Annotated in this window: 13 protein-coding genes; 5 read left to right on the top strand and 8 right to left on the bottom strand. The window is 29.7% G+C overall.

Annotated features, from left to right (window positions below; genetic code table 11):
- Positions 1–2: 2 nt before the first annotated feature.
- A complete protein-coding gene (gene ybaK / locus CSPT_RS00475) occupies positions 3–470 on the top strand; it encodes a Cys-tRNA(Pro) deacylase (RefSeq protein ID WP_089181800.1) in 468 nt (155 codons plus the stop codon).
- A 2-nt stretch (positions 471–472) separates the two neighbouring features.
- On the opposite strand, the gene proB is transcribed toward ybaK, so the two are convergent.
- The 3 genes from proB to CSPT_RS00490 all read right to left on the bottom strand — a co-directional run bounded on the left by proB (position 473) and on the right by CSPT_RS00490 (position 3,907).
- A complete protein-coding gene (gene proB / locus CSPT_RS00480; RefSeq protein WP_089181801.1) occupies positions 473–1,240 on the bottom strand; it encodes a glutamate 5-kinase in 768 nt (255 codons plus the stop codon).
- 32 nt (positions 1,241–1,272) lie between these two features.
- On the bottom strand, positions 1,273–2,304 hold the full coding sequence (gene obgE / locus CSPT_RS00485; RefSeq protein WP_089181802.1) for a GTPase ObgE: 1,032 nt from the start codon (positions 2,302–2,304) through the stop codon (positions 1,273–1,275).
- Positions 2,305–2,401: 97 nt separating this feature from the next.
- Entirely contained in the window at positions 2,402–3,907 is a 1,506-nt protein-coding gene (locus CSPT_RS00490; protein WP_089181803.1) for a flagellin B, read from the bottom strand.
- Between the two features lie 197 nt (positions 3,908–4,104).
- On the opposite strand from CSPT_RS00490, the gene ccoG reads away from it, so the two are divergent.
- Both ccoG and CSPT_RS00500 read left to right on the top strand, forming a co-directional pair.
- Entirely contained in the window at positions 4,105–5,460 is a 1,356-nt protein-coding gene (gene ccoG, locus CSPT_RS00495; protein WP_089181804.1) for a cytochrome c oxidase accessory protein CcoG, read from the top strand.
- Between the two features lie 3 nt (positions 5,461–5,463).
- Positions 5,464–6,093: a TetR/AcrR family transcriptional regulator gene (locus CSPT_RS00500; RefSeq protein ID WP_089181805.1), complete on the top strand. Its 630-nt coding sequence runs from the start codon at positions 5,464–5,466 to the stop codon at positions 6,091–6,093.
- Positions 6,094–6,118: 25 nt separating this feature from the next.
- Here CSPT_RS00500 and purM read toward each other — a convergent pair whose 3' ends face one another.
- Positions 6,119–7,105, bottom strand: a complete 987-nt coding sequence (gene purM, locus CSPT_RS00505; RefSeq protein ID WP_089181806.1) for a phosphoribosylformylglycinamidine cyclo-ligase — start codon at positions 7,103–7,105, stop codon at positions 6,119–6,121.
- Between the two features lie 68 nt (positions 7,106–7,173).
- Between purM and coaE the strand changes: the two genes are divergently transcribed.
- Entirely contained in the window at positions 7,174–7,776 is a 603-nt protein-coding gene (gene coaE, locus CSPT_RS00510; protein WP_089181807.1) for a dephospho-CoA kinase, read from the top strand.
- Here the strand turns inward: coaE and CSPT_RS00515 are convergent.
- Positions 7,758–8,303, bottom strand: a complete 546-nt coding sequence (locus CSPT_RS00515) for a gamma carbonic anhydrase family protein (RefSeq protein WP_089181808.1) — start codon at positions 8,301–8,303, stop codon at positions 7,758–7,760. The two genes, coaE and CSPT_RS00515, sit on opposite strands and share 19 nt — an antisense overlap.
- Positions 8,304–8,386: 83 nt before the next feature.
- On the opposite strand from CSPT_RS00515, the gene CSPT_RS00520 reads away from it, so the two are divergent.
- A complete protein-coding gene (locus tag CSPT_RS00520) occupies positions 8,387–10,315 on the top strand; it encodes a tetratricopeptide repeat protein (RefSeq protein ID WP_089181809.1) in 1,929 nt (642 codons plus the stop codon).
- Here CSPT_RS00520 and CSPT_RS00525 read toward each other — a convergent pair.
- From CSPT_RS00525 to rplM, 3 genes are all read right to left on the bottom strand, one after another.
- Entirely contained in the window at positions 10,312–10,947 is a 636-nt protein-coding gene (locus tag CSPT_RS00525) for a superoxide dismutase (protein WP_089181810.1), read from the bottom strand. The genes CSPT_RS00520 and CSPT_RS00525 overlap by 4 nt on opposite strands.
- A gap of 169 nt (positions 10,948–11,116) precedes the next feature.
- Entirely contained in the window at positions 11,117–11,506 is a 390-nt protein-coding gene (gene rpsI / locus CSPT_RS00530; protein WP_089181811.1) for a 30S ribosomal protein S9, read from the bottom strand.
- A 1-nt stretch (position 11,507) separates the two neighbouring features.
- Positions 11,508–11,933 carry a 50S ribosomal protein L13 gene (rplM, locus tag CSPT_RS00535; protein WP_089181812.1) on the bottom strand — a complete coding sequence of 142 codons (426 nt, stop codon included), beginning with the start codon at positions 11,931–11,933 and terminating at the stop codon, positions 11,508–11,510.
- Positions 11,934–12,019: the final 86 nt, after the last annotated feature.

A 12,019-nucleotide genomic window follows, 5' to 3' on the forward strand; every position in this document is an offset into this window, starting at 1 on the left:
AAATGAAAACAAATGCTGCTAGGATACTAGATGGTTTGAAAATATTATATGAGATAAAAGAGTACGAAGTTGATAAAGATTATTTAGATGCAGTGCATACGGCTAGTAAAACCGGCATTAGCATAGAAAAAGTATATAAAACCATAGTTTGCAAAGCAGACAATGAGTATATAGTTGCTTGTTTGCAAGGCGATTTGAGTTTAAATTTAAAAGCATTGGCAAAAATTGCTGGGGCAAAGAGATGTGAGCTTATAAATTTAAAAGACATAACAAAAATAACAGGATATGTAAGGGGTGGTTGTTCGCCACTTGGTATGAAAAAACATTTTAGAACTTTTATAGATGAAAAAATTTTATCTCAAGAGCAAATTTGTGTAAGTGCTGGCATTCGTGGCAAGCAAATTTATCTTAAACCAAATGATCTTATAAAAGCAACAAATGCCACACTTTGTGATATTACGCAAGATTAAATTTAAAAATCTTTTTTGCTAAATAGCGTTCCACCACTTTGTTTGTTGTGTAGTAAAAAGTCTTTTGCTACACTTAAATCAAATCCACTTGCCAAAAACATTTCCTTGTTATTTTTGAGTAAAAAATCAGCAGCTTTTAGTTTTGTTGTGATTCCGCCAGTCCCCATTTGGCTTCCTGGAAGTGGTTTTTGGTTTAATTCATCTTCGTTTATCTCTTTTACTAGGGGGTGAATTTTTGCGTTTGGATTTTTTCTTGGATCATCATCATAATATCCATCTATATCGCTTAAAATTACGAGCAAATCGGCATCAAAGTAATTTGCTACACTTGCACTAAGCCTGTCGTTATCTCCATAAACTATCTCTTCTATGGCTGTTGCGTCATTTTCGTTTATGATAGGTAAAACATTATTTTTAAGAAGTCCATCTATGGCATTTTTTGCATGAAGAGTTCTTTTTCTAGAATCAAAATCCATTCCTGTTAATAAAATTTGCGATGCTAAAACTTTATGTTTAGAAAGAAATTTACTATAAATTTCCATTAAATATGGCTGCCCGATGGCTGCGAGAATTTGCTTTGCTACAACCCCATCTTTTGATATGTGTAATTTAACTCTACCCGCACTTGCAGCACCAGAGCTAACCAAAATAACTTCATATTTTTGCCTTAATTGTATTAAAAATTCGCATAAATTTTCAACTCTTTCTTCGCTAATGTGATCAACTTCGCTAATGATATGAGAACCTACTTTGATTACAATTTTTTTCATTTTTTACCTTTAAATTTATAAAAACTATAAAATTATTTATTTTTTAAAATTTCAATTATAGCCCATTTAAGCTCATTGATATTAAAATTCGTGGCACTTGATATGGGCATTACAAAACACGGTTTTGAGCTGTCTAATTCCTCAAAATTTTGTTTTTGGGTAAAATTAAATTCTTTTAAAAAATCTCTGTATTTTTGCTCAAAATTCTCACAAGCATCGATTCTTGTTATTGCAATTGCAAATTTTTTTTCATAAAGTTCTTTTGAAAATTTTTTTAATTCATATTTTAAAGCATTGTATTGTTCACTTAGTGTTCTATAATTGGCACTATCTATCATATAAAGCAGTATTTGAGTTCTTTGAACATGTTTTAAAAACTTAAGTCCAAGACCTTTTCCCTCACTTGCTCCGTCTATTATACCTGGTATATCTGCCATTATAAATTTAGAATACTCATCAACTTCAACCATACCAAGCTTTGGTGTTAGTGTGGTAAATTCATAATCTGCGATTTGTGGCTTTGCGTTTGATATGGTAGAAATTAGCGTAGATTTGCCAACATTTGGAAAGCCAAGCAAACCTACATCGGCAATTAATTTTAGCTCAAGTCTTATATTTAGCTCTTCGCCAGGAATTCCTGGTTGTGCATAAGTTGGGGCTTGGTTTATAGAGTTTTTAAAATGCACATTGCCAAGTCCGCCTTTGCCACCTTTAAGTATAAGTTTTTTCTCTCCCTCATTTAGCATATCAAGTAGTATTTCACCGCTATTGTCATCATATACAATGGTTCCTGGCGGAACTATTAAGATTAAATCCTCTCCTCTTTTTCCTGTTCTTTTTTTACCCTCACCGCCTTTGCCATTTGAAGCTTTTAGAAGTTTTTTTCCTTTATATTTTGCAAGAGTATGTGTGTTATTATCAACTAAAAAATATACATCGCCACCATCGCCACCATCGCCACCATCTGGACCGCCAAGCTCAATAAATTTTTCTCTTCTAAAACTTGATGCCCCAGAACCGCCATTGCCGGATTTGATTTTAAATTTAACGCTATCAACAAACATTTTTTACCTTAAATAAATTTGTTGGATTATAGCAAAAGTATTTGAATATTAAATTTAGAAGAAATAAAGCCACTTAAAGCGGCTTTATTTTGCATTATTATTGTAAAAGTTTTAAAACATTTTGTTGAACAGCATTTGCTTGACTCATTGCATAACTTCCTGATTGTGCGAGAATGTTAAATTTAGAGAAATTTGCACTCTCACTAGCAAAGTCAACATCTCTGATTTGAGATTCAGCTGATTTAACATTTACTTGAGTTACTGAAATGTTATTTAATGTTGATGTTATTTGATTTTGAACAGAACCCATATCAGCCCTAATTGCATCAAGGTTTTTAGTTGCAGTTTCAGCTATACTCATAACAGCCATTGCACCTTTTAAGGTTGTAACACCCGCTGTTTTATCCGAAGATACAAACTCAACATTTAAGTTTGCATTAAAGCCCATTGCCGAAGCTATATCTTTTTGTATAACACCTTTAATCTCTCTTAAAGATACAGTTTTTTGTGCTGTTGCACTTGCTTTTTCAAAGCCGATTATTCCAGCTTTTCCACCCATATTTCCACCAGAAACTATAATATCATTTCCTGAAAGCCTAATAAGGCTTAAGCGACCATAATTTTCAGTTTGACCACTAATACCTGTTGTTTTGGCATCATCTCCTGCAAGACCTTCTATTTTTATACCCCTGCCATCTCTTGAGGTTAAATTTAAGTGACCTCTACTATCAACGCTTGCTTCAACACCAGTTGTATCTTTAACAGCATTTATCGCAGCAACTAAAGCTCCTGTTGAGTCGTTTGCTTTATAATCTACTTTACCAATTGTAACACCATTTATTTTAAAAGCTGAAGTTGTTGCTCCTTCTTTGATTGCAGATTTACCAGTTGTTTGAACATTATAAGTTGCACGAATTCCTGTTTTATCACTAGCTTTGTTGATATTTTCAGCTAATACACCTATACCTGTTCCAACACTTGTTGAGATAACAGCACTTTCTATCTCATAGTCATTTACGCCATCTGCGTTTGTAAATTTTAATTTTACTTCACTAGAAGCTGTTATAACAGCACCTGTTTCAAATCTAGTTAAACCTATCTTATTTGATGTTGTAGCCCCGATAGTTGCTTTTACGGTTTCGTTTGAGAAAGCACCAATTTGAAACTCTTTATTGATAAATGTTCCAGAAAGTAACTTTTGTCCGTTAAAGCTTGTTGTATTTCCTATGTTATCAAGCGATTCCATAAGGCGAACAATATCGTTTTGTATGGCACGACGAGACTCAGTTGTTTGACCATCTTGTGCTGCTTGAACTGCTTTAGCTTTGATAGTATCTAAAATTTTAAGTTGCTCATCCATAGCTTTATCGGCAACTTTTATGATACCTATTGCATCGTTTGAGTTTGCGATAGCTTGACCAAGTGAACTTGCTTGTGAGCGTAAACTATCTGCTATTGCAAGACCAGAAGCATCATCTGCTGCGGTTTGAATTCTAAGACCAGAACTTAATCTACCTAAAGAGTTGTCTAAACTTCTATTGTTTACAACGCTGTTAGTGTGTGCATTCATTGCTGCTATATTCGTGTTAATGCGAAATCCCATTTTAAATCCTTTTACTGTTTTTACAAAATGTTAATGTAAACTTTTGTTTGAATTAATAAAGCAAAATATGTTCCATTTTTTAAAATAGCAATAAAATACATTTATATTTCAAATTTATATTTAAAAAAGATAAACTAGATATAATAAAAATATATTTGTATATTAAATTTATAGATATTAATTTATAAGGATTGGCAGTGATTTACTATACTAAAAAACGCTATATCGTGTATGTTTTAATGGCTATTTTGTTTTTTTCTTTACCATTTTTACACATAGATGGTAATCATTTTTTTCTATTAAGCTTTGATAGAAAAGAACTACATTTGTTGTTTACGAGATTTGATATGCAAGAGATGTATCTTATGCCTTTTATTTTGATAACTCTTTTTTTAAGCATATTTTTCATAACAACATTAGCTGGTAGAGTTTGGTGTGGTTGGAGCTGTCCGCAAACTATATTTAGGGTTGTTTTTAGAGATGTGATACAAACAAAATTATTAAAAATACGAAAAAGCACTGCAAATAAACAAAGTAAGCCTAAGTTAAATTTAGTAAAACAAATTATCGCTATATTTATATTTGCTTGCTGTGCTTTAATTATTGCATCAAATTTTATGCTATATTTTATACCGCCTGAGGATTTTTTTATTTATATAAAAAATCCTAGCGAACATGCTATACTTTTTGGGATAATATTTTTTCTAACGCTATTTTTGATATTTGATATTGTATTTTTACAAGAGAGATTTTGTGTGTATGTTTGCCCTTATGCAAGGATACAATCTGTAATGTTTGATAATGATACCATACAAGTTATTTATGATGAAAAAAGAGGTGGCGTTGTTTATAAAGGAAAGGAAAAAATATCAAATAAACCACTCGAAGAAGGGGCTGAATGTATAGGCTGTAATGCTTGTGTGCATATATGTCCAACACACATTGATATAAGAAAAGGTATGCAGCTTGAGTGCATAAACTGCCTTGAATGTAGCGATGCTTGTGCTAAAATCATGGATAAATTTGGTAAAAAAAGCTTGATAAACTGGACAAGCAAAAATGCTATTGAAAGTGGCAATAAAGTAAAATATTTAAGGTTTAGAACTATTGGATATATCGTTGTTATATCAATTGTTTTGTGTGTTTTAGCTTTTATGAGTACCAAAAAAGAAAATATGCTTTTAAATATAAATAGAACCACTGAGCTTTACAATATACATTTAAATGATGAAAATGTGCGAGTTGATAATGCCTATACATTTTTTATACAAAATACTAGCAATAAAAATCATGAGTATTATTTTGATGTAAATGATAGTAGAATTTCCATATCTAGACCAAGGGAGAGTATAGATATAAAAGCAGGTTCTAAGAGAAAAATTATAGTAGTTTTAAGTACAGATCAAAAACTAAGCAATGACCATAGATCTGATACTCCTTTTGATATACTAATAAATGCTTATGCTATTGATGATAGAAATATAAGTGTGGATAGAAAAACAATTTTTGTATATCCAAAACAAGAAGTTATACTTGATAAAATGAAAAAGTAGATTATGAAACAAGATGAAATTTCTATAAAAACACAAAATAGACTTGGAAAAATTTTAAAAGTTTCTTTTGATATTTTTTTACAAAAAGGGTATGCAAACACAAGCTTAAGCGATATAGTTTCACAAAGCGGAGGTTCACTTTCTACTATTTATAAGTATTTCAAAAACAAAGAAGGGCTTTTTAAGGCTATTTTAGAAAATGGTATCAAGAAATTTTATAAAGAGATTGATAAAAAAATAGATTTAAAAGAAAATCTTAGCATAGAAGAATTTTTATATAGATTTTCTGATGTTTATCTTGATACTGTTTTAAACGATAAATCGGTTATGTTTTATAGATTAGTTTTTAGCGAAGCTGCTACAAAAGATATAAATTTAAAAAAGATTATGTATGAGTATGAGCTAACATTAATAAATAAAATTTTAGTTGGTTTTTTAAAAAAAGAAGAACATGCCAATAAATTTATAGATAAAGACCTAGAATCCGTTGTTATGTCGTTTTGGTTTAGTGTAAGGGAGCCATTTTTATATAGAAGACTTCTTTTTAATCAAAATATAAAGTTAAAAAAAAGTGAAAAAGACGCACATATTCGCAAGAAAATAAATATATTTTTACACGGAAATTTAAGATAAATCCCTTATAAAATAAGGGATAATTTTATATAAGTTTTACTCCGCTTGTATCACTACAAAGCTCCCCGATAACATATCCGTCTGTTTGATTAAGGATAAAATCAACATTATTTTTATCAACACATAACACCATTCCAACGCCGTTATTGAAAGTTCTTTGCATCTCTTTTTCATCAACGCATTTTGATATAATGTTAAATATCTCAGGAGTTTTTATGGCATTTTTTTCTATTTTAGCACCAATACCATCAGGAAAAACTCTAGGTAAATTTTCAACTAAGCCACCGCCTGTTATATGTGCCATTGCATTTATTTTGTCTTTTAAATTTAAAAACTCATCTACATAAATTCTAGTTGGTTCAAGTAGAGTTTGTATGAGTGTTTTAGAGCCTATTTTCTCATCAAATTTAAGTCCAAGTTCGCTTATAACTTTTCTTGCTAAACTAAAACCATTTGAGTGAAGTCCGCTACTTGGAAGTGCTATTAATATATCGCCTTTTTTTACAAATTTACTTCTATCTATCTCATCAATTTCTGCTATACCTGTAGCAAATCCAGCTAAATCAAAATCACCATCTTGATACATTGATGGCATTTCTGCTGTTTCACCACCGATTAATGAGCATTTTGCTATCTTGCATCCCTCGCTTATACTTTTTACAACTCTTTTTGCACTATCTATGTCAAGTTTTGCTGTAGCATAGTAATCTAAGAAAAAAAGCGGTGTAGCAAAGTTGCAAATTAAATCATTTACGCACATTGCAACAAGGTCAATTCCAACGCCATCAAGCATATTTGCATCTATGGCAAGGCGAAGTTTTGTTCCAACACCATCAGTTGCTCCTAAAATTGCTGGATTTTTATATCCGCTTGGTAATCTTACCGCACCAGAAAATGAGCCAATTGAACCTATTTCATTTCCTCTAAAAGTTGATTTTACAAATGGTTTTATCTCATTAACAAAGCTATTTCCAGCATCTATATCAACTCCTGCCTCTTTGTAACTTATCATAAATTTGCCTTTTAATAAATTTGCATAATTTTAGCCAAAAGTTGATAAAATCCAAGTAAAGGATAAGAATGAAATACAAATATGCTATTGTTTTAACAGGCTGTATTGCAAGCGGCAAAAGTAGTGTTGCAAATATTTTAAAATTATATGGTTTTAAAGTAATTGATGCTGATGAGATAAGTCACAATGTATTAGATGAGTTGGCAAATGAAATAGCTCAAATTTTTGGAAAAGAGTTTGTCGATAGTAAAAAAGTAAATCGTAAAAAACTTGGCGAGTATGTTTTTAAGGATAAATTTGAACTTACTAAATTAGAAAATTTACTGCATCCGAAGATAAAAGAGAGAATTTATAAGTTAGCAGATGAGCTAGAAAAGACAAATTTTCCATATTTTGTAGATATACCGCTTTTTTATGAGAAAAAAAATTATGATTTTAATAAAGTTGTAGTTGTTTATACGCCAAAACAAACTGTGCTTAAAAGACTAACAAAAAGAGATAAAATCGATGAAAAAACTGCACTTCAAAGACTAAATTTACAAATAGATATAGAAGAAAAAAGAAAAATGGCTGATTTTGTTATAGACAATAGCGGAGATTTAAAACATTTAAATGCTCAAATAGAAAAATTTATATCAAATTTAAAAAAAATCTACTCATTTTCTTTATAATTGTTTTTAAATTTTACATAAGAAATTGCCGAATCTTTTATAGATTTTATCTCTTCATCGCTTAGTTTTCTTATAAGCTTTGCAGGATTTCCAAGTATAAGTGAGTAAGGAGGAAATTTTTTATTTTTTGTTATTAAGCTTCCAGCCCCAACTATACAATCTTCTCCTATAACCACTCCATCCATTATAGTAGAGTTCATTCCAATTAATACTCTATCTTGTATTTTACACCCATGTATCACGCAATTATGCCCTATGGTTACTTCATTTCCGATAATAACAGGAGAGCCTTCGTCTATCAAGTTGCCATTTTTATCAAATTCTCTATGCCAAACATGAATTGTGGTAAGATCTTGTATATTTGTTTTTTTACCAATTTTTATGAAATTTACATCGCCTCTTAAAACGCAGTTAAACCAAACACTGCTATCATCATCTATATGGACATCCCCGATAATTTTAGCCCCACTTGCTATGAAAACATTTTTATGAATTTTAGGTAAATTACCATTAAAGCATATATTCATTTGTTTTTCCTTTTTATATAAAAAATTTACAATATTTTACCAAATTTTGGTATACTTCGTAGAATTTTTTACTTGGATGTTTTATGGAAAATAGTTTTAGACTTTGCTTATATAGTAATGTATTTTTTGATGTGAGTTATCTTGAAAGTAAATTTGACGGTATTAAAAATTTATTCTTCTCTACTTATATTTTGCAAAATGGCGAATTTGACGATGAACTTTTTTATGAATTAAAAAATGGAAATCTTAGTGTTTTTTTGTTGGATTTATCAAAAGAATTAAATGAAGCTAAAAACATACTCAAGCTTTTGTTGGCGGAATTTTATAATTCAAAAATAGTTATAATATTTTTAGGAAATGAGTATCTTTTGGATGAACAAGAGCCAGAGTTTCAAAAATATGCTAAAGAAAATTTTAAAGTTATGTATCTTTATAACCAAGAAAATATATCAAAAGGAGTGATTAGCGAATTTGAGATTGCTAAATTTGAACTAAATGAACTTTTAGACAAATCTCTGTTTTTAAATAATGACAAATTTGTTTTAACAAATGATGAAAATACGAATTATCCAAATGCAATGGCGTTAAATGAACAGAAAATGGAAGCAAATAATGCACTTGAAATTTGGAATATAGAAGCTTGTTTAAAACATTTAAAAAATGCCTTAGAATTAAAACCTCTTGATTTTGCTTCAAATTTTTATTTTGCGTATGTTTTGATGACAAAAAACTCAAAGAAATTTTTTATAAAAATAAAAGAAGCTCTGATAAATTCTATATCAATCGCAAAAAAATCCAACGACATTAGCTCTTATGCATTATGTGCGGCATTTTTAGCTAGAGCTTATTTAATGGCAGGGAAACAAAATGAGTGTATAAGCATACTTAGCGATGCAAAAAATAGCGATGAAAACTTAGCTTTTATAAGATATGAGATGGCTAAATTTTTAGTGTTAAAAAAGAGATTTGATGAAGCTAAAAATGAACTAGAAAATGCATTTAGATTTAATGTAGATACTCTTAAACTAATAAAAAAAGACCCATTTTTTAATGATTATGCGGAGTTAAGAGATGATTTGTTAAAAAAAGAAGACATTATTTCAAGCATGGATGAATACAAAATTAATTTTGTTGATAAGAAAATAAAAAAAGATGATGAAAAGCCAAATTTTAATATAGAAAATGAATCAAAAAAAAGCATATTTGAACAATTAAGCTATATAAAAGAGTCTTTAGATGAGATGGAGTTTGATGAAGAAAATTCTAAATTACACAAAGATGAGTTTATAAAATTTATATCAAATAAAAGTAAAGAAAGTTTAGAATTTGAAGAGAAGAAAAAAGCGGTAAAAATAGAACATTCATCAAATTTAGAAAGCTCTAATCTTAAATTTTATAACAATCTATTGTCTTTAAAAAATAAGAAAAAACAGAGTTTAAAAAGCTTTTTTATAACAATAGGTTTTATTTTTATAATAATGCTTGCTTTGTGTTTTCTTTTGTCGCAGAAAAATGGTGGATTTCATATAGGGTTTTTTATCATAACTACGGTAATTGCACTTGGTGCTGTTATCATAGGTGGTAGCTTAATAAATAAAAAATATGATAAAATGATATCCATAAATTCGCAAAATAGACAAGATGCACAAGATGAGCTTGAAGATATTTATAAACAAAATATCAAAGAAATTTCGCAAAAACAAGATGAAACACTAAAAAATTTATATGAAAACAGTATAAAAGAAAAATTACTTAACATAAAAAACAGCATTGAATCATTTGAAAATATTTATATAAATAGTGGCAGCATTAAAACGATATTTTCTAGTTTAAAAAATGCTACTCAAGGTGAAGTTGTAGTAGTTAGCAAAGATGATAAAGGATATGAATTAAAAGAAGATTTTCCTATATCTTTAGAGATAAATAAAACAGATGGACATTTTTTAGCAAAAGTAGTATATAAAGACCAAAACGAGATAGTATTGTCTCGTTTTGGAGCTTATAAAGACTAAGCTTTTTTGGCTTCTGGATGAACTTCGTTGATATAAAATCTAACTGATTCTAAGGCTTCTTTTTTAGACCATTCATAAGCTTTTGAAACAAATTCCCAGTTTATGTGGTTATAAAATTCTTCAAGATATTTTGCTCTTGCGTTTCTAAAATCTATATAATAAGCATGTTCCCAAACATCTACAACAAGAAGTGGAACTTTGCCATCTGTGATAGGTGTAGCAGCATTGCTTGTGCCTACTATTTCTAACTTATTATTTTTTAGATTATGAACTAACCAGAGCCAACCAGAGCCAAAAAGTCCAGTTGCAGCAGCTATAAATTCTGATTTAAAATCTGTAAAGTCTTTTTCTAGAACCTCTTTTAGCTCACTACTCATAGATGATTTTTTAGCAATACAATCCCAATAAAAATCATGATTATAAACTTGTGCGGCATTATTAAAAAGTCCCCCTTCTGATTTCATTATGATGTCTAGTAAATGATCATCTTTTAAAGGACTATTTTCTAGTTGTTTATTTAGATTATTTATATAAGTTTGATGATGTTTTCCATAATGGAAAGAACAGGTTTCTTCGCTTACAACTCCACTAATATCTTTTGGTTCAAAAGGCAATTTTCTTAACTCAAACATTTTTTCTCCTTATTAAAAATATTAAAACTATTATACATAATAATGGTAAACTAAAAATAAAAATTTTTCTAATTAATAAATTTTATTATATGAGTTGATTTGTGAAATTTTAAATTTGAGAAAATGAAAAATAAGAAGTAGAGTAGGGGAGAAAAACTCCCCAAATATATTATCTTTTTGAGAATTGCGGGCTTCTTCTAGCCTTTCTTCTACCATATTTTTTACGCTCAACAACACGACTATCTCTAGTTAATAAACCTTTTGGTTTTAATAAAGCTCTGAAATCAGCATCCATTGAAGCAAGAGCTCTTGAAATTCCGTGTCTTAAAGCTTCAGCTTGTGCATTATAACCACCACCAAGTGTTTGTGCTTTGATATCCATAGAAGTTTCTTGTTTTGTTACAAGAAGCGGTTGAACAACTTTAAGTTTAATAGCCTCATGACCGCCAAGCCAAGTGTTTAAATCCATTCCATTTACTGATATTTTACCGCTACCTGGCTTTACCCAAACCTTAGCTACGGCTGTTTTTCTTTTTCCTGTTGCATAAACTATAGCCATATTACTTTCCTTCTTTCTTTATTTGAGCGGTATGAGGATGTTCGTTTCCTTCATAAACTTTAAGTTTTTTAATCATATCTTTGCCTAATTTTGTTTTTGGAAGCATTCCGCGAACTGCAAGTTTATATAATTTTACTGGATTTTTTTCAAGTAAATCACCAAATTTTTCGCTTTTAACACTTCCAAAATATCCTGAATGTCTGTGGTATAGTTTGTCTTCAGCTTTATTTATACCAGTTACTATAGCTTTTGAAGCATTTATGATAACCACATAATCTCCACAATCAACATTTGGAGTATAGCATGGTTTATGTTTTCCGCGTAATAAAGTAGCTACTTCTGTAAGTAATCTACCAAAAATTTTGCCATTAGCGTCAATCACAACCCAGTCGCGTTTGATTTCGCTTGGCTTAGTTATCTTTGTCATAATTTAACCCTTTGCCTAAAAATATTCCGTGATTTTAGTTAAATATTACTTATACTTTGCTTAAATTAAGTTATTTATAAGAAATT

This window comes from Campylobacter sputorum subsp. sputorum (assembly GCF_008245005.1).
Classification (GTDB): Bacteria; Campylobacterota; Campylobacteria; order Campylobacterales; family Campylobacteraceae; genus Campylobacter_F; species Campylobacter_F sputorum.